19 protein-coding genes and 1 riboswitch are annotated in these 18603 nt (G+C 53.0%); of the genes, 11 read left to right on the top strand and 8 right to left on the bottom strand.

Annotated elements, in window-relative coordinates; translation table 11 throughout:
* Positions 1–3 precede the first annotated feature (3 nt).
* The 4 genes from BS640_RS01295 (at position 4) to cspE (ending at position 4709) form a co-directional block, all read left to right on the top strand.
* Positions 4–2073, top strand: coding sequence for a prolyl oligopeptidase family serine peptidase (locus tag BS640_RS01295; protein WP_084911656.1), 2070 nt, complete (start codon positions 4–6; stop codon positions 2071–2073).
* Positions 2074–2302: 229 nt separating this feature from the next.
* Positions 2303–3430 (top strand): ABC transporter substrate-binding protein, encoded by a 1128-nt coding sequence (locus BS640_RS01290; protein WP_084911654.1) that lies wholly within the window; start codon positions 2303–2305, stop codon positions 3428–3430.
* Between the two features lie 132 nt (positions 3431–3562).
* Entirely contained in the window at positions 3563–4324 is a 762-nt protein-coding gene (locus tag BS640_RS01285; protein ID WP_017491391.1) for a DUF2076 domain-containing protein, read from the top strand.
* 175 nt (positions 4325–4499) lie between these two features.
* The gene (gene cspE, locus BS640_RS01280; protein WP_009636912.1) at positions 4500–4709 is read left to right on the top strand and encodes a transcription antiterminator/RNA stability regulator CspE; all 210 of its coding nucleotides are present in this window, start codon (positions 4500–4502) and stop codon (positions 4707–4709) included.
* 74 nt (positions 4710–4783) lie between these two features.
* Here the strand turns inward: cspE and BS640_RS01275 are convergent, their stop codons facing one another.
* The 3 genes from BS640_RS01275 to crcB form a co-directional block, all read right to left on the bottom strand.
* Positions 4784–5983, bottom strand: a complete 1200-nt coding sequence (locus tag BS640_RS01275; RefSeq protein ID WP_017491390.1) for a multidrug effflux MFS transporter — start codon at positions 5981–5983, stop codon at positions 4784–4786.
* A complete protein-coding gene (locus BS640_RS01270; protein ID WP_026110462.1) occupies positions 5983–6642 on the bottom strand; it encodes a TetR/AcrR family transcriptional regulator in 660 nt (219 codons plus the stop codon). Before BS640_RS01270 ends, BS640_RS01275 begins: the two co-directional genes overlap by 1 nt.
* A 422-nt stretch (positions 6643–7064) precedes the next feature.
* Entirely contained in the window at positions 7065–7448 is a 384-nt protein-coding gene (crcB, locus tag BS640_RS01265) for a fluoride efflux transporter CrcB (RefSeq protein ID WP_017491388.1), read from the bottom strand.
* Between the two features lie 67 nt (positions 7449–7515).
* Positions 7516–7578: riboswitch (Fluoride riboswitch) on the bottom strand.
* 106 nt (positions 7579–7684) lie between these two features.
* On the opposite strand from crcB, the gene BS640_RS01260 reads away from it, so the two are divergent.
* Complete coding sequence (locus tag BS640_RS01260) at positions 7685–8110, top strand: GNAT family N-acetyltransferase (RefSeq protein WP_017491387.1); 426 nt, start codon at positions 7685–7687, stop codon at positions 8108–8110.
* Positions 8111–8160: 50 nt separating this feature from the next.
* On the opposite strand, the gene BS640_RS01255 is transcribed toward BS640_RS01260, so the two are convergent.
* Complete coding sequence (locus BS640_RS01255) at positions 8161–9504, bottom strand: aminotransferase class I/II-fold pyridoxal phosphate-dependent enzyme (RefSeq protein WP_084911652.1); 1344 nt, start codon at positions 9502–9504, stop codon at positions 8161–8163.
* Between the two features lie 177 nt (positions 9505–9681).
* Between BS640_RS01255 and BS640_RS01250 the strand changes: the two genes are divergently transcribed.
* The 6 genes from BS640_RS01250 (at position 9682) to tatA (ending at position 14863) form a co-directional block, all read left to right on the top strand.
* Positions 9682–10638, top strand: coding sequence for a substrate-binding domain-containing protein (locus BS640_RS01250; RefSeq protein ID WP_017491385.1), 957 nt, complete (start codon positions 9682–9684; stop codon positions 10636–10638).
* 59 nt (positions 10639–10697) lie between these two features.
* Positions 10698–11486: a deaminated glutathione amidase gene (locus BS640_RS01245; protein WP_017491384.1), complete on the top strand. Its 789-nt coding sequence runs from the start codon at positions 10698–10700 to the stop codon at positions 11484–11486.
* A gap of 226 nt (positions 11487–11712) precedes the next feature.
* On the top strand, positions 11713–12609 hold the full coding sequence (locus BS640_RS01240) for an ABC transporter substrate-binding protein (RefSeq protein ID WP_017491382.1): 897 nt from the start codon (positions 11713–11715) through the stop codon (positions 12607–12609).
* Positions 12606–13550: an amino acid ABC transporter permease gene (locus BS640_RS01235; RefSeq protein WP_017491381.1), complete on the top strand. Its 945-nt coding sequence runs from the start codon at positions 12606–12608 to the stop codon at positions 13548–13550. Before BS640_RS01240 ends, BS640_RS01235 begins: the two co-directional genes overlap by 4 nt.
* Positions 13547–14332: an amino acid ABC transporter ATP-binding protein gene (locus BS640_RS01230; RefSeq protein WP_017491380.1), complete on the top strand. Its 786-nt coding sequence runs from the start codon at positions 13547–13549 to the stop codon at positions 14330–14332. The genes BS640_RS01235 and BS640_RS01230 overlap by 4 nt, the downstream gene beginning before the upstream one ends.
* 333 nt (positions 14333–14665) lie before the next feature.
* A complete protein-coding gene (gene tatA / locus BS640_RS01225; RefSeq protein WP_017491379.1) occupies positions 14666–14863 on the top strand; it encodes a Sec-independent protein translocase subunit TatA in 198 nt (65 codons plus the stop codon).
* Between the two features lie 92 nt (positions 14864–14955).
* Here the strand turns inward: tatA and lipA are convergent, their stop codons facing one another.
* The 4 genes from lipA to dacA all read right to left on the bottom strand — a co-directional run bounded on the left by lipA (position 14956) and on the right by dacA (position 18479).
* A complete protein-coding gene (gene lipA / locus BS640_RS01220; RefSeq protein ID WP_017491378.1) occupies positions 14956–15921 on the bottom strand; it encodes a lipoyl synthase in 966 nt (321 codons plus the stop codon).
* A gap of 178 nt (positions 15922–16099) precedes the next feature.
* Positions 16100–16804 (bottom strand): lipoyl(octanoyl) transferase LipB, encoded by a 705-nt coding sequence (gene lipB / locus BS640_RS01215; protein WP_084911650.1) that lies wholly within the window; start codon positions 16802–16804, stop codon positions 16100–16102.
* A gap of 68 nt (positions 16805–16872) precedes the next feature.
* Positions 16873–17136: a DUF493 family protein YbeD gene (gene ybeD, locus BS640_RS01210; RefSeq protein ID WP_017491376.1), complete on the bottom strand. Its 264-nt coding sequence runs from the start codon at positions 17134–17136 to the stop codon at positions 16873–16875.
* Positions 17137–17267: 131 nt separating this feature from the next.
* Positions 17268–18479 (bottom strand): D-alanyl-D-alanine carboxypeptidase DacA, encoded by a 1212-nt coding sequence (gene dacA / locus BS640_RS01205; RefSeq protein ID WP_017491375.1) that lies wholly within the window; start codon positions 18477–18479, stop codon positions 17268–17270.
* Positions 18480–18603 lie beyond the last annotated feature (124 nt).

The following is an 18603-nucleotide window of genomic DNA, read 5'->3' as shown; positions in this document are numbered from 1 at the left end:
TATATGGTATCTGGAACCTCCACACCTCAGTCCGAACCGGTTGACGATTTTGTCTGGCTGGAAGAGATAAAAGGGGAAGTCGCCGTCGAGTGGGCAGTGCAACAGAGCAAACAGACCCGTCGCGAATTCGCCGAAAGCGATCGTTTTGAGCAGATTCGCAGCGACGTGTTTGACTGCCTGAACGCGACAACACAGATCCCGATGGTGGTTAAACGCGGCCCGCATTTTTATAATTTCTGGCAGGATGAAAAGAACCCGCGTGGCCTGCTGAGACGCACCAGCTTTGAATCTTATCGCAGCGACACCCCAGAATGGGAAACGGTTCTCGACGTTGACGCGCTCGGTGCGGCAGAAAACGTCCCCTGGGTTTATCACGGTATTCAGGCGCTGGCGCCCGATTTCCAGCGTGGGCTGGTGCACCTTTCGCCCGACGGCGGCGACGCCTCTTCCGTGCGCGAGTTTGACTTAACCACGCTGTCGTTTGTCGAAGATGGCTTTAACCTGCCTACCGCCAAGAGCCGCCTGACCTGGATAGACAAAGACCGATTGCTGGTGGCCACCGACTTTGGCCCCGACTCAATGACTACCTCGGGGTATCCGCGTATTGCCAAAATTTGGCAGCGCGGTACGCCGCTTGAGGAGGCGCAGACGCAATTTTCCGCCGAGCCGACGGATATGTCGGTGATGGTCTTTCACGACGATACCCGCGGGTTTGAACGCAGTTTTGTGGGGAGGGTGATCGATTTTTACCACCGCGAAGTTTTTCTGCTGGATAACGATAACGATAACGGTCTGTTGCAGATTGATTTACCGCAGGACGCAAGGTTCAGCACTTGGCGTGAATGGCTGCTGATTTCTTTATCAAGCGACTGGCACGTGGCGGGGCAAACCTATCCTACCGGTGCGCTGTTGGTGACTGACTTCAGGGCCTTTATGGCGGGTGAGCGTCAGTTCAAGACCCTGTTTAGTCCTGCGGAAACGACCACGCTGGACAACTACTCGATGACCCGTGATTACCTGATCCTGAGCATCATGGACGACGTAGTGAATCGCCTCGAAGTGTTGAAGCCAGAAGGCGGGCTGTGGACGCGTCAGGGACTAGGCGATGCGCCCGAGTTGAGCAAGATAAGTGCCTCGGGCATCGACGACGAAACCAATGAATTCTTCATGACTGTCACGGGTTTTCTGCAACCGACCTCGTTGTATTACGGCGTGCTGGGCGACGAGCAGACTTCCTCCGAGATAATCAAACAGGCTCCGAGCCACTTTGACGCCGAGCATTATCAGGTGGCGCAACATTTCGTGACCTCGGACGACGGAACACGCGTGCCGTACTTTATGATATCGGCTAAAGATATCGAACTCGACGGCAGTAATCCGACCCTGCTTTACGGTTACGGCGGTTTCCAGATATCGCTGGATCCCTACTATCTCGGGGTTACGGGGCCTGCATGGCTCGAGCGCGGCGGGGTCATGGTGATTGCCAACATTCGCGGCGGGGGAGAATACGGCCCACGCTGGCACCAGGCGGCGCTCAAGGACAAACGCCTGCGCGCCTACGAAGACTTCTCGTCGGTGGCGAAGGACCTGATCGCCCGTAAAATTACCTCTCCGGCGCATCTTGCCGCGCAGGGTGGCAGTAACGGCGGCCTGCTGGTCGGCAATATGTTGACTCGTTATCCTGAGCTGTTTGGCGCGATTGTGTGTGAGGTGCCGCTGCTCGACATGCAGCGCTACACGCGTATTTCCGCCGGTGCGTCGTGGATTGCCGAATACGGTGACCCGCAGAAGCCCGAGGAGTGGGCGTTCATCCAGGCTTTTTCGCCGTATCAGAATATCGACCCGTTAAAAACCTATCCGCCGGTGCTGTTTACTACCGCAACCAGCGACGACAGAGTCGGTCCAGGTCATGCCCGAAAAATGGCGGCCAAAATGCAGCAGCTGGGCATTGAGAACGTCTATTTCTATGAAAACACCGAGGGCGGTCACAGCGCAGCGGCCGATAAGGCGCAAAATGCCTTTAAGCGAGCGATGGTGAGTGAGTTCTTATGGAAGTATCTTGCTGAAAAATAAACCTTAGCAACAGGCTGCCCGGCGCTTTGTCGGGCAGCTGCTGTCTGCGCCTGTTAATCCTGAACTTTTCACTTACCCGACGTGATATTCATATTTAGACATAGTTAAAACTCTGTTCTACAGGTAAAAACGTTGCCCGCCAATCCGCTAAATGTTTATTATTTGAACCTGATTTGATAATGGTTATTAGAATCATTCATATTTATAAATCATTTTCCTGGATGCAAAAATGCTGAAAAAAACGACGCGCGTGCTTTCCGTTGCCGGCCTGATGGCGGCCTCTTTTGCGACTTTCGCAACGACTTATCCGCTGACGGTCACCGACCTTGCCGGACAGAAGCTGACCATTAATAAAGAGCCTGAGCGCATCATCATTCAGGACGGCCGTGACATTCTGTCTCTGGCTGTGTTGGATAAAAGCGATCCTTTCAAGCGCGTAGTGGCCTGGAATAACCTGCTTAAAAACACCGACTCCGGTACCTGGGACATGCTGAAAGGCAAATGGCCAGAATCGACCAAAATCCTCGACATGGGATTCAGCGACAAAGGCCAGGTTGATCTGGAAACCGTTATCGCTAAAAAACCTGATTTGATGATAGCGCAGCTGCGTGCCAAACAGTCACTGCAACAGGGCGGCGTTATCGACAGACTGAATCAGCTGCATATTCCCATCGTCTTCGTGGATTACGATATCAACCCGGCGAAAGATACGGCGCCAAGTATCGACCTGCTGGGTAAAGTGCTGAATCAGGAGAAGAACGCGCAGGCCTATACCGCTTTCTATCGTCAGCATTATCAACACATTCAGGACGAAATTGCGTCCATCAAGAATCGTCCAAACGTGTTTATTGAACCGCTGGCCGGTCGTAGCGACTCCTGCTGCTTCACTCACGGTGAAGAGGGCTGGGGCAAGCTGATTGAGGCCGTAGGCGCCAAAAATATCGGCTCCGAGCTGCTGCCGGGCGCGTCGGGTGAAGTTTCGCTCGAAAAAGTCATTAGCATGAAGCCTGATGTCTACATCTTTACCGGTTCAATCCATCCGGGCAAAGGGCAGACCACCATGATGCCTTTCGGTTTATCAGCTAACCAGGCTGACGTAGATAAAGAAGCCAAGGTGCTGACCTCCCGCACCGGTGTGGCACAGGTGCCTGCCGTGATGGACCAGCGCGTCTATGCGGTTTACCACCAGTTCTACAACCACCCGTACAACATCGTCGGCATGGAATATTTGGCGAAATTTATTTATCCGCAGCAGTTTAAAAATTTGGATCCGGCGAAGACGTATCACGAAATCATCCGTAATTACACTCAGTTACCGGACAAAGATTTCATCTTCAGCTGGCAGCCGAAGAAATAAGCGTACACAACTTTACGCCCGTCACATTTGTTGACACTCAGTTAATTCATAGATGAAACTAATTGTATTAGTGTGAGTGTCAACTTGGCCATGCTTTCGCATGGCCAGAATAAACAGTGATAGGGTGATCCCATGCAATCCGAAGAACAGCGTTTGATTGAAGGTCTTTTTAGCCGTTTACAACAGGCTGAGTCCAATACTGCACCACGTGACGCTGAAGCCGAGCGCCTCATACAGTCCTACGTGAGCAAGCAGCCTTCCGTGCCTTACTACATGGCGCAGGCCATGATCATTCAAGAGGCCGCACTGAAGCGATTGAATGCGCAGGTTCAGGATCTGCAGCAGCAGGTTGCTCAGTTGCAAAACCAGCTGCAGACCCAGGCTCAAAACAGCAAACCGCAAAGCACCGGCTTCCTGGCTGGCTTGTTCGGCGGCGGCGGTCAGCCGCAGAATCAGCAGTCCTCAGGCAGCGGCCCGATTCCGGGTACCCAGCAAAATAACGGCTGGGGCAATAATGCGGCACCGGCACAGCCGGCTTACCAGCAGGCTCCGCCGACAGCGGCCGCTGCGCCAATCGGTTCTGGCTTTATCGGTGGCGCACTGAAAACGGCTGCGGGCGTCGCGGGTGGCGTTGTGTTGGCCGATATGCTGACCGGTATGTTCCACCAGAGCCGTCCTGAAGAAATCGTCAATGTTGTTGAAAATAATCAGGTTACGGAGAATTTCAATCCGTCTACCGATCCGCTGCTGAGCGGTGACAACGCCTGGGACAACCCGGTGTACAACGACAACAATAACAGCAATGACAACACCTATTCGGGCTTCCTGAATGATTCAGACGACAGCTTCTTTGGTGGTGGCAATGACGATGACGACGACGATTCTTTCTTCTAATCGCCTTCGTTGAATCGGAAAAATTGGCATTAAGCAGTATGAACGGTTGCAGTAAGTCGAAGAGTGAGAGCTTTATCGCTTATTGCAATCGGATTTCTGGACAAAAGCTGAATCTATTGCTGTACTGTAATTGACACACTTTTTGTGTCTTACAAATCACGTAAAGGTAAGTTTGATGTCTAAGATTAAAGGTAGCGTTAAGTGGTTCAATGAATCAAAAGGTTTTGGTTTCATTACCCCTGAAGATGGCAGCAAAGATGTTTTCGTTCATTTCTCTGCTATTTCAAGCAACGGTTTCAAGACCCTTGCTGAAGGCCAACGTGTAGAGTTCGAAATCACCAATGGCGCCAAAGGCCCGTCGGCTGCTAACGTTATCGCTATCTAACTCTAGCCGATTTCTGAAAAACCCGCAGATGCGGGTTTTTTTTTGCCTGTCGTTAGAGATACAGCAAACAACGGTCAGGATTTTTTGGCGAAGGTAGGGCGGGCAAGGGTGAGGAATATCAGGATGGCAATAAAGAAACAGCCACAGATAGTCAGCCCCATTGAGAGCGCCGAGGTGCCGCCAATACCGGTTAATGGCACGGCCGTTGCCCCGAGCGCAAACATGCAGACACCCAGCAAGGCTGAGGCGCTGCCTGCATTTCTTCCCTGACTCTGCATCGCCAGCGACCCCGCATTAGGACCGATAATCCCGATATTGATAATCGAGAAGAACAGCGGCACCAGCAGCACAGCCAGCGGTGCATGCATCGCGCCTGCTACCACCAGTATCACCGAGGCAATTGCCGCAATTGTCAGGCCAATCTTGACCATCATCAGCTCGCCCCACATCACCGCAAGGCGGGATGAGATCTGCGCTGCAAACACCAGACCCATGCCGTTAAGGGCAAAGCACAGGCTGAAGGTCACCGGACTGAGGTGGTAAATCTGCTGCAAGACGAAGGGTGACGCGCCAATGTAGGCAAACATTCCGGCCATGATAAAGCCCTGCGTCAGGCAAAGCCCCATGAATTGACGCTCATGAAGCAGTTTGCCCACTGACTTTATCATCGCCACTGCGCCACCCGTCGAGCGACGTTCCGCAGGCAGGGTTTCATGCAGTTTCACGGAGGATAAGACAAACAGCAGGATGGAGATCGTCGCGATGGCTCCGAAAATTCCACGCCAGCTGAGGAAAGTCAGCAGTCCGCCGCCGAGAACGGGCGCAATAATCGGCGCAAGGCCGTTGACCAGCATCAGGAGTGCAAAGAATTTAGTCAGGTCGTGTCCACTGTACAAGTCACGCGCTACGGCTCGAGACAGTACGGCACCCCCCGCTCCAGCGATGCCCTGCAGCAGTCGGGCAACGATCAATTGATCGATATTGGTCGCCAGTGCGCACCCTACGGAAGCGGCCAGCAGCAGGAGCAGTGAGAGTAGCAGAGGGCGCATGCGGCCAAAGCGGTCACTCAGCGGCCCGAAGATCAGTTGTCCGGCACCGAGACCCAACAGACCGGCGGTCAGACTGAGCTGGCTAGTGGCGGTGTTGGTTTCCAGTTCTGCTGCCAGAGTAGGCAAGGCGGGAAGATAGAGATCGGTGCAGAGGGGGCCAAGTGCGGCAAGCGAACCCAATACCAGGGCATAGCCGAGGCGTTTTTGTACTAAATGGTCGTTCATTAATTTTCCGGAGTGTGGGAGGGAGTCGAGTCACTAAAGACTTTTAAAAAGACTTGGTTATAAATAGTTTTAAGTGTTTCTGGATCGGCATGCGCCTGCGTCAAACGACGGAATGCGGTGCCTTCACACATCACGGCCATCATTTCCAGACGCGCAGTCAGCTCTTTTTCCGGCATGTCGGGGTAGTAGGGGGTCATCATCGCTTTAGCTTCGTTAAACAGCTTGGATTCAGCGTCGCGAAGGATTTTCTCAACCACCGGGTTACGCGTCGCTTCGGCAGTCACTTCCAGCATCAGCGCATGGTCAATTTCATTCTGTTCTGGACTGAGTTCAGGGCAGTCAATTTTACTGTGATCAATATTTTGTACGCCAATCACCCGATACGCCAGATTACTGGCCATCTGTTTCAGATTGTGGGCACCGCCGGTCATTATTTGTATTTTTTTGAAGACGATACGTCGCACAATTTCTTCAATGATGGCGTCTTTATTGACGAAATAACGGTAGATTTGACCCACGCTAAGCTGCGACATTTTGGCAATTTCCGCCATGCCTGCGCCGTGGAATCCGTGCTTACGAAAACACAGTCGTGAAGCGGCGACGATCTGGTCCCTGCGGGCACAAACGCGTTGGTCTTTTGTTTGGTTAGCGGGATGCATAGAGGCACCTGAAAAGTAAAAGTAAACTTTTTTTCTCAAATTAACCCGCAATGCATTTTTTAAATTAAAAACGAGAGGATAACTTGAGAGAAAAAGTGTGAACGCTCGTTCTCAATTATAGGGAATACTGGGGGGAAGGTAAATAATTGTATTATAAATGTAGCAAAAAGAGCTTTTGTCCTTAGACAAAAGCTCTTTTAAGGGAATTTTGGCGAGGAAATCTGCGGTTACAGCAGATAGCTATGCAGGAAGCTCAACACCACAGCCAGGCAAAAAACGGAAGTCGTGATTTCGCTGGCCGTTGTCGGGAATGAAAACATCGTTAGCCTCAGGTTATCTAGACATTATGCTGTAATAAACTGAGGCTAGTATCGCTGCCGAACGTTAAGGAAACATTAAATCAGAGCGGGAGATGCGCAAAATTAATGCCCGGTGTACCAACTCACCAGCATGAAGCCCAGCAGGGTCAGCGCCAGCGAGCCAAACAGGTTGAGGGCAATATTAAGCAGCGCCGCGCCGAAGCGTCCGTCTTGCAGCATGTACACCACTTCTAGCGAAAAGGTCGAAAAGGTGGTCATACCGCCGCAGAATCCGGTGGTTAGCAGCATTTTCCACACCGGGTCAAGGTGGGTCATGCGGTTGAAAATAGCGATGCCCAGGCCGATGATAAACGCTCCCGCCAGATTGACCGTCAGTGTTCCAATCGGCAGCAGGGAGGTGGTCGGGTTGAGTTTTAAGCTGATGAACCAGCGGGCAACACTGCCCACACCGCCGCCAATTAATACTGCAAGGAAGGTGTTAAACATAAATGCCTTTCATATAAAAGTGGATGTTCAGAAAGGTCCCGGCGTCATGCTACGAACCTCTCTATGAGATTGCGTAGACATCATTAGCCGGTAAAGGCGGTTTGGGAGGAATGTCATCTCCAACTGCTTGAGCACTGAACAAGCCGTGGCTTAAACAATGAGCCCATGATATTACCGAAGTTGAATTTGATTGTGTAGTATTAACCCAAGCATTAGCCCGAGTTTAAGGAACAAAGATGATCATTCGTGATGCGCAAACGGCCGACGCGGCCGCATTGGTCCGGCTGCTCGCAGATTTGGATTATCCAGCCAGCGTCGAGTGTATCGCTCAGCAAATTATCCGCATGGAGGGCAATCCCGACAGCGTGCTGTGGGTGTCTGTCATTGACGAGCAGGTATGTGGGTTCATATCGCTGCATTTTATTCCTCAGCTGCCGCTCGCAGGCGATTTTTGCCGAATTAGCTATCTTTGCGTCAGCGACCAGCACCGCGGTGCGGGCATCGGCCAGCGTCTTCTCGATGAGGCAGAACGTTTGGCCAGCGAGCGTGGCTGCGACCGTATGGAGGTTCACAGCCATTCACGCCGCGTGCGGGCACACCAGTTTTACGCCCGCGCGGAGTATGAAGAGTCGCCTAAGTACTTGATCAAGCGCCTGCGCTAATCTGATTTTTATCTGAGGCTTTTCTGACGTTTTCCTGAAGATTACAGGCCTCAGCCCATGGCCAGCGCAATCGTGTCGGCGATAGTGTCGACCTGATCCAAACGCATCAGGCTGGTGCTGGCGCGAATAAACTGCCCAGGCCCGATTCGGCTGCGTTCGCCGGGCAGCACGGCAATGCCACGTGCGGCCAGCGTTACCAGCGCAAACTGCTCCGAGGGTACCGGAATCAACACGGAAAGCCCCTCGCGTTTCGGCAGGTGGATCCCGCGAACCGCCAGCGCATCGACCAGCGCCTGACGACGTTGCGCATAGACTTTCTTCGCTTCGGCGATCCCTTCCTGAGTGACCGGATCGTTAATCAGCCACGCCAGCGCGTGTTGCAGGATTCGGCTCGACCATCCTGCACCAAAATTACGGAACGATTTGATCTGCTTGATTAAATCATGGGATCCCGAGATAACCGCCATCCGCAGATCCGGTCCGTAGGCTTTAGAGTATGATCGTACATGCACGGTTCGCTTCGGCAAGAAAGACCCCATGCTGCGCGGTTCAGTGCAGGCCAGCTCACCGATTCCGTCATCTTCAATAATCAGCGTCTGACTGTTCTGTAAAATAGCGGCCATCTGCGCCATGCGTTCCGCGCTGACGATATGCCCACAGTGCGAGTGTGTGCGCGGCTGATAAATAAATGCCGCCGGATTTTTGTTTAATGCCGCCAGCAGAGAATCAGGGACAGGACCAAACTCGTCGCATTTCACCGCAATCACCTGGGCACCAATGTTGTCCAGCATGTCCAGCAAGCGGGTCGCGGTCGGGTCCTCAATCGCGACGACCGAGCCTTGCATAATCAGCGTTTGCAGCGTCAGGTTCATGGCATCGAAACCGCCGTCGGCGGCCATAAACGCGTCTGCTGCATAGGGCCAACTTGGCTGTACGGCATCAAGCAGCACCTGAGAAATGGCTTCGCGCTGATAGCTGTTGAGATTTTCAGTCTCGACGCTGCTAAGCAATGCCTGGTTCAAACGAGGCAGGAGCTCGGGATCCGGCGAGGCCAGCGTCATATCGGCGATGATATTGTCGCCAAAGTTGCCGATTTTCTCGAATCGTGCAGGGCGCGGGGAGAGCGTATCGCCACACACCCACACCCCGTTGCGGCCTCTGCCGGCGATAACTTTTTGGCGTCTCAGCTGCCCCCACGCCGCTGACACGGTGGCAGGACTGACGCCGAGCGCCTGAGCCAGCTCGCGCACGGCGGGGAGGTGGGTGCCGATTTCAATCACGCCAGAACGGATCATCGCGGCGGTCTCAATGGCAATGCCGCGCATCGATCTGTCCTGCAAATGGCCTGCAAACCACTCTGCATCAAGCACTTTCTCTCTCAGGCTCTCACCCATTAAATCACCTTTTGTTCAGTAACAAAGATTCTATTGTACATATTAATTTAAGCTATTAGTATCAAACTTAGTCAACGGAGGCGATAAAATAATCACATTGGGTCAGGTGTGAAAGCTCTCCGCTCGGACAGGCTCCATGTGTAAATAAGCAATTTTGCCGACATTAAGGGGAAAGACGTGGCGATTACTATCAGGCTGGCAGTTCGCGATTGGGATTATTTTACGCCGTTGGCATTGGGCGATGTGAAGGCTGAAGGGTTCAATCTCGAGATTGACCGGGTAGGGACGCTGGTAGGCGATTTAGCGACCAGCGAACAGTATGACGCCGCTGAGATCTCCTTCAGCCGTTATGCACAGGGCCGCGCACGGGGTGAAGACGACGTACTGGCCGTGCCGCATTTCCTGATGCGTGGCTTTCGACAACGCTGCATCATCACACGTGATGACAGCCCGTTGACCAAAATTTCAGAACTGGCGGGTAAACGCATTGGCGTGACCGGCTGGCAAGATTCCGGCAACACCTGGACCCGCACCGTGCTGGGCGTGGACGGAGTGGGTATTGACGACGCTTACTGGTACGCGGGGCGTCTGACTGAATCGCATCCTATCGTCGATCGCCTAAACGGCTTTGGTCGCGAGGGGCGTATTGAAGCCTGTCCTGGCGAGCGCCCGATGATGGAACTGCTGAAGGAAGGTTGGCTTGATGCGGTATTCACGCCGTTCATGCCGGAAGGTTTCTTCAAACCGGGTTCCGGTTTCCGTCAGCTGCAGCCGGATTTCCGTCAGGCAGAGCTGGAGTACTTTAACCGTGTCGGCTACGTGCCTGGCATGCATATTCTGGCTATCAAGTCGGACGTGGCGGCCGAGCACCCTTGGCTGGCCGACGCATTAAGCAAAATTATCGACAAGTCTTACAACGTCTGGATGGACAAGCGTGCGAAATATGCCGACACCACGCCTTGGTTGTTGGACGATATCCGCCGCACCGTGGTCGACCTGCCGGTGAACTGGAACGACAACGGCTTCGAGCAGAATAAAAAAATGATCGACGACTTTGCCAATGAGCTTTATGTTCAGGGAATTACCGCCGAGCGTTTGACGCCTGCGTCTCTGTTCCCGGCTTACGCCAAATAACATTGGGTGAACCCTTCACCAAATATACTTTTACGCCTTAAAAGGCGAGGGGAGTAAGAATGAAAGTCGCATTAGGCCAGTTTGCCGTTTCCCGCGAATGGGAAGCCAACGTCGAAACCTGTTTGTCGCTGATGGCAAAATCACGCGAGGCGGGTGCTGATTTACTGGTGCTGCCAGAGGGTATTTTGGCGCGTGATATCACCGATCCCGATCTGGTATTGAAAGCTGCACAGCCGTTGGATGGTCCTTTCGTGAGTAAGCTGCTGGCCGCCAGCAAAGGCAACGCACTGACCACCATGATGAGCATTCATACGCCAACACCAGACGGTCGTGCATTCAACGTATTGATTTCTATTAGAAATGGCGAAATCATTTCCGAATATCGCAAACTTCACCTGTACGATGCCTTCAATATGCAGGAGTCCAGAAACGTCAATCCGGGCACTGAAGTGCCGCCGCTGGTCGACGTTGCTGGTTTTAAAGTCGGTTTGATGACCTGCTACGACGTGCGTTTCCCAGAGCTGGCCCGCCGCCTGGTGCTCGACGGTGCCGAAGTGTTGGTGCTTCCTGCCGCCTGGGTTAAAGGCCCGCTCAAAGAGATGCATTGGGAAGTGCTGGTCACCGCGCGTGCGCTGGAAAATACCAGCTACATCGTGGCCGTGGGCGAGTGTGGTGAACGTAATATCGGCAACAGTATGGTGGTTGATCCGCTCGGCGTTGCCATCGCCCGCGCGGCCGAAGCGCCTGCGCTGGTCTTTGCCGACATTGAAAGGGAACGTCTGGCCCATGCCCGCAAAGTCTTGCCGGTGCTGGAAAACCGCTGCTTCGACGTACCGCAGTTGAAATAAATATCATCACAACGGCTGATTGAACGCGTCAACCTAACGTTATCACTCAGTTGAGCAGTAAAGGGCGCGAACCAACACCAGGGAGCGCTTTCTCAAACCGCCATTTCAGCGCCGGAAGTGGCGGTAAAAAACGCAAGGCGTTCAGGATTTCATCACCACGGAAGGTGTTAAAAAAATAAAAACTCACAACATTCACAACACTGCTTTACACAGAGGAAGACATACAATGAGGGTAAAACAATTTCGTCGTGCTGCCGTTCTGAGTGCGAGTTTGCTTTCCGTAAATGCTTTTGCCGCTGAAACTGTTTCTATTCCGGTCGTTAAAATGGACCCGGCGCTGCACGCCAAATTGCCTGCCGATATTCAGAAATCTGGCATCATGACCTCCGTGAACAACGGTTCTTTTCCTCCCTACGAAATCGTGACCGGCACCGATTCGCTGGACGGGGCGAGTGCCGACCTGGCGACCTCGATGGGCCAGCTGTTGGGGGTAAAGGTTGAGCACGCTTCGGTCAGTGGATTATCAGGTATTTTGACCGGTATCTCTTCCGGCCGCTATCAGCTGGGCATTGGCCCTATCGGTGATTACCCTGAGCGTCAGGCCAAAAATGACTTCGTCGACTTCGTCAAAGAGTACGTCGCGTTCGCCGTTCCTAACGGCAATCCTAAAAATATCCAGTCATTGAGCGATACCTGCGGTCTGCGTATTGCCGTTATGGCGGCGGGGTCGGCTGAGAAGGTGATTAAGCAGCAGTCCGAAGACTGTGTAAAAGCGGGCAAACCGGCCGTCACCGTGCAGTCGTTTACCGACCAGCCGACCTCTATTCTTGCCGTGCGCTCTAAGCGCTCTGACGCCTTCTTCTCTTCGCAGGCGCCGCTCACTTACTTCATCAAAGCGTCTAACGGTCAGCTCACGCTGGCAGGTGCCGGTAAATCCAACGGTTTTAACGACATTTATCAGGGCACCGTGGTTCCTAAAGATTCTGAAATCGGCAAGGTGGTTCTGGCCGCCTATCAGGAGCTGTTTGATAACGGCACCTACGCGATTATCATGAAAAAATGGGGTCTCGAAGGCAACATGCTAACAGCACCTGGCATCAACCTGGGAAAACCAACTAAATGACCGAGAAAACGTCCCCCGATCCACGACGCAACGTCGAGTTTGCACACGCGCCGCGTAACTACGGACGTTGGATCGCCTGGATAATTGTCCTGATCCTCGCCGCTGATGTGGTCATTAGCGTAGCCCGTAACCCAAACTTTGAGTGGCACGTCGTGGCGCAGTGGTTTACCGAGGCCTCGGTCATTCGCGGTCTGGGCGTCACGCTGGGTCTCACCGTGGTCTCGATGCTGCTGGGTACGCTGCTCGGACTGCTGCTGGCGGTGGGCCGTTTGTCGCAAAGCATGCTGTTGCGCCGCCTTTCTGGCCTCTACGTCTGGTTCTTTCGTGGTACGCCGCTGCTGGTACAACTGCTGTTTTGGTACAATATGTCTACGCTGTTCCCGCACGTCGCCATGGGTCTGCCGTTTATTGGCCCGAGCTTTGCGACCTGGAATACCAATGACCTGATCACCCCACTGACCGCCGCTATCGCCGGTTTGGCGCTCAACGAAGCGGCCTACATGGCTGAGATCATCCGCGCCGGTTTGTTGTCCGTGGATAATGGTCAGGCTGAAACCGCCCAGGCGTTTGGTATGAGTCGGGGTCGCGCGCTGCGCCGCATTATTATTCCACAGGCCATGCGTTCGATTATTCCGCCTACCGGCAACCAGTTGATCAGCATGATAAAAGCGACCTCGCTGGTGAGCGTTATCGCGATGGGTGACCTGCTGTATTCGGTGCAGACTATCTATAACCGCACCTTCGAAGTGGTGCCGATGCTGATGGTCGCGGTTATCTGGTATCTCTTGATAACTTCGATTCTGAATGTTGGACAGTCGGCGATTGAACGCTTCTATTCGAAAGGGACGCGCCGTACGGTGGCCGCCAAACGTCGGCAGCCGAATGCGCAGGGCAAAGCGTTGATAGCCCAGCCAAATCTCGCTCAGAAGGAGGACGTATGAGTCAGGTTCTGTCAGACAGTCAGCCGCTGCTGGTTACCGCCCGCAACGTGCATAAAAGCTATGGCGACAACGAGGTGTTAAAGGGCATCGATCTCGACGTGAAGCCGAGTGAAGTGGTGGTCATTCTTGGTCCTTCAGGTTCGGGGAAATCGACCTTTCTCCGCTGTATCAATCACCTGGAAGATATCGACCGCGGCACTATCATGGTCGGCGGTGAGCAGATTGGCTACGAGCTGCACGGCAATCAGCTGCGTAAACTGTCGGAAAGGGGGATTGCACGCCAGCGTCGTGATATCGGCATGGTGTTCCAGCAGTTCAATCTTTATCCCCACATGACCGTACTGCAAAACATCATCGAGGCACCGATAGGCGTGCACCGGCAGAGTCGTCACGAGGCCGAGGCTTATGCGCGCGCGCTGTTGGAAAAAGTCGGCTTAAGCGACAAGGCCGATGCCTATCCGCGCCATCTTTCCGGTGGCCAGCAGCAGCGGGTGGCGATAGCCCGTGCTCTGGCGATCAAGCCAAAGCTGATGCTCTTTGACGAGCCGACCTCGGCGCTTGACCCGGAGCTGGTGGGCGAGGTGTTGGCAACGATGCGCAGCCTGGCGGATCAGGGGCTCACCATGATTGTGGTGACCCACGAGATTGGTTTTGCGCGTGAAGCGGCCGACAGGGTGGTATTTATGGACGGCGGTTACGTCATCGAGGAAGGGCCGCCGGAAGAAGTCTTGGTCAATCCGCAGCACCCACGTTTTCAGGCCTTCCTGAGCCGTTTTATTTAACGAGCTGAAATAGAAGGGGATGGCGCTGAAGGACATCATCGATGTATTTCGGCTCATCCCCTTGGTTGTTGTAAGACTGTTGGTTTCTCGTTAAAGAGAGCACGCAAGGTTTGTTTCCAGAGGCGTCCCGGGCGTATAATCCCCCCACAATTTATGTATGCTCCCTTTGTAAAAAACAATTTATAAAGCGAAGAAATGCTTTAACGCGCGGGCTTACAGGCTCATAATGGCGCTTATGGTTATAATGCGTACAGAGACAAAATTCAGGTCGCCCACTGCGACGATTTTATTCTCCAGCTGTTTAATTCAGCAATCAGTGTAAAGAAGGTATTTATGGAAGGTTTGAGTATTACTAAACTGTTAGTTGTCGGCGTGCTGATTGTGCTGCTTTTCGGTACCAGCAAACTTCGTTCACTCGGTGGTGATCTGGGCGCTGCGCTGAGAGGCTTCAAAAAGGCCATGAATGACGATCCGGCTCCGGTAGCGAAAGCTGACGCACAGGCTGAACAGCGCGTAGAGCACAAAGACTAATTCATTCGTGAATGAATCTGATAAAAAAAAGCTGCTTAATTAAGCAGCTTTTTTTATATCTGGCGGTTGAAGTCGGACCCGGGACTGTCGGGTTACTTAACTTCAATCCCCTTGGCCTGAAGATCGGCGTGGTATGACGAACGCACGAAAGGACCGCAGGCTGCGTGGGTGAAGCCCATCTTCAACGCTTCTTCCTTCATGTATTCAAATTCTTCAGGGCTAACGTAACGTTGTACCGGCAGATGGTGACGGCTTGGCTGTAGGTACTGGCCCAGCGTCAGCATGGTTACGCCGTGACGGCGCAGGTCGCGCATCACTTCAAGAATTTCTTCGTTGGTTTCACCCAGACCTACCATCAGACCCGATTTGGTCGGCACCTCAGGGTGCGCTTCCTTAAAGCGTTCAAGCAGCTTTAATGACCACTCGTAGTTTGCGCCCGGACGAACCTGGCGGTAAACGCGCGGGACGTTTTCCAGGTTGTGGTTGAACACGTCGGGTGGCGTCGCATTGAGGATTTCCAACGCGCGGTCCATACGTCCACGGAAGTCGGGAACCAGCGTTTCAATTTTAATAGTCGGGTTTTTCTCGCGGATGGCGCTGATGCAGTCGGCAAAGTGCTGAGCACCGCCGTCGCGCAGGTCATCGCGGTCAACCGAGGTAATCACCACATAACGCAGACCCATATCGGCAATGGTCTGTGCCAGCTTTTCCGGCTCGTTGACGTCTGGCGCAACCGGACGTCCGTGTGCAACGTCGCAGAACGGGCAGCGACGGGTACAGATGGCACCGAGGATCATGAAGGTGGCCGTACCGTGGTTAAAACACTCTGAAAGGTTAGGGCAGGCGGCTTCTTCACAAACAGAGTGCAGGCCGTTTTTGCGCAGTGCGGCTTTAATGCCCTGAATACGAGAGGAGTCAGCAGGAAGTTTGATTTTCATCCAGGCCGGCTTGCGGAGCATTTCCTGCCGGTCTGTGACCACGGTTTTCACCGGGATTAACGCCATCTTATCAGCATCGCGGTATTTGACGCCGCGTTCCATTTGGATCGGTTTACTCATAATCGTGCAGTTTCCAGTATCGTCTCTCGCGGGCGAGATTTTTCATGACATTCAATGAACTAACTGCTTCATTAAAAAAATAATTGAAATTATGCAGAAATTATATCATTGAAGCGAGATAGCTTAAAGTAACGACAACTTGCTCTGTTATAAAAATGTAAAATTTCGCCTCTGTGGGCTATCGATTTAACGTCGGTACGGGATAATCTTCCAGCTGCCAAGGGTGATAATCAACCTGATGATAGCCTAGCTGTTTGTTAAAAGATTTAACTAAAACCGGCATAACCTGCTCAACGGTGATACCCGGCTTGACTCGACTCGCCTGGGTCATCTCCAGACCGGCATAACCGCAGGGATTGATGCGCAGAAAAGGTTCTAAATCCATATCGATATTCAGCGCCAGCCCGTGCAGCGAACAGCCACGGCGGATGCGCAGTCCCAGCGAGCAGATTTTCTTGCCGTCAACGTAGACGCCGGGCGCATCGGCGCGCGGATAGGCTTCGATATCGAAAAACGCCAGCGTATCGACCACGGTTTGCTCTATGGCGGTCACCAGTTCACGCACGCCCATTTTACGGCGCTTGATATCGACCATCACGTACATCACCTGCTGGCCCGGCCCATGATAGGTCACCTGACCGCCGCGATCGCTCTGAATGACCGGAATATCGCCCGGAGAAAGCACGTGTTCGGCTTTACCGGCCTGGCCCTGAGTAAAGACCTTTGGGTGTTCGACCAGCCAGATTTCGTCCTGAGTTTCGGGAGTGCGTAAATCGGTGAAGATGTGCATGGCACGGGAGACGGGTTCGTAGGGTTGCAGGCCAAGCTGGCGCAGGGTGATGCGGTCTTGCAGTTTTTCTCGTTGCACGGCAGTTATCGTCATTCTGAGAATAGGGCAATATAAAGAAAATCAGCGTAACACATTACGCGTTACGCTGATATTTGCTTGGCTTACAGAACCATACGCACGATTTCGAGGTTACCTAGCTCATCGTACAGGGTTTCGACCTGATCGATGTGAGTTGCGGTAATGGTAATCGAAACGGAATGGTAGTTGCCTTTGCTGCTTGGTTTCACCTGCGGGTTGTAATCGCCAGGCGCGTGACGCTGCACGACTTCCACAACCTGGTCAACCAACTCGGGCTGCGCCAGACCCATCACTTTATAAGTGAATGAGCAGGGGAATTCGAGTAGTTCGTTCAGTTTGGTTTTCATGTGCACTCCCGCGTAGTAACTGCTATTAAGATGTATAAACCATAACTCCCGCCGCAGCGGGAGTTATAACTAGAATTATATACTAAACATGTGGGGTTAAAGTGCACATTTTCAACCCCTGTCGCGGTGTTTTAGCCAAACCAATGATGGAACATCAGTTTAATATAGTCCACGATGCGGCTGACGAATCCGCCTTCTTTTACTTCGTTTAGCACCACAAGAGGACGCTGATCGATAGTTTTGCCGTCCAGTTGGAAGTTAATCGTGCCAACTACCTGATTTTTCTGCAATGGTGCATGCAGCTCGGTGTTGTTAAGCACGTAGCTGGCTTTCAGATCTTTCATGCGGCCGCGTGGGATGGTCAGGTAGGCATCTTTATCAACGCCCAGCTCAACGCGATCGGTGTTACCAAACCAGACAGGCTCTGACGCAAATTCTTTACCGGCTTTCAGCGGTGCCACGGTTTCGAAGAAACGGAAGCCCCAGGTCAGCAGTTTTTTACTTTCAACTTCACGACCTTTATAGGTGTGACCGCCCATGACGGCGGAGATCAAACGCATCTGGCCTTCGGTGGCAGAGGCAACCAGGTTATAGCCCGCCGATTCGGTGTGACCGGTCTTGATGCCGTCAACCTGCAGGCTAGAGTCCCACAGCAGGCCGTTACGGTTCATCTGGCGGATATTGTTGAAGGTAAACTCTTTCTCTTTGTAGGTTGCATACTCTTCTGGAACGTCGCGGATCAGCGCTTGACCGATCAGCGCCATGTCGCGCGCCGAGCTGTATTGACCGTCTGCGTCGAGGCCGTGCACGGTGCCGAAGTGGGTGTTTTTCAGGCCCAGCGCATTTACGTAGTTGTTCATCAGACCCACGAAGGCGTCCTGACTGCCGGCGACGTAGTCAGCCATGGCGACGCAGGCGTCGTTACCCGATTGCAAAATGATACCGCGGTTCAGCTCAGAGACAGGGACGCGGTCGCCGGGCTTGAGGAACATCAGGGATGAGCCTTTGAAGACCGGGTTTCCGGTTGCCCAGGCGTCTTTACCGACGGTAACGACGTCAGTCGGGGTAATTTTACCTGACTTGATGGCTTGCCCAATCACGTAGCTGGTCATCATTTTAGTCAGACTGGCCGGATCGCGACGCGCATCGGCGTTCATTTCAGCCAGCACTTTGCCCGAGTTGTAATCAATCAGAACATAGGCTTCGGCATCAATTTGCGGAACGCCAGGGATCATGGTCTTCAGATTGACATCGTCAGCAAAAACGGCGGACGTTGAACAGAAAGTAATGACGGTGCCAAGCGCGATGCCCTTGACTAAACGAGAAGGAGTAGCAAGTTTCATGATTGAGACAACAACATCCGTATAGGTAAATTAAAAACGTGCCACACTATATCAGAACCGTAACAATCAGACATCTTCCAATACGATGGCTTGCGGGGATTTACCGATTTTTACAACATGTTAC

Origin of the sequence: Rouxiella badensis (assembly GCF_002093665.1) — a bacterium.
Lineage (GTDB): Bacteria > Pseudomonadota > Gammaproteobacteria > Enterobacterales > Enterobacteriaceae > Rouxiella > Rouxiella badensis.
This window is presented reverse-complemented; position numbering and strand designations above follow the sequence as displayed.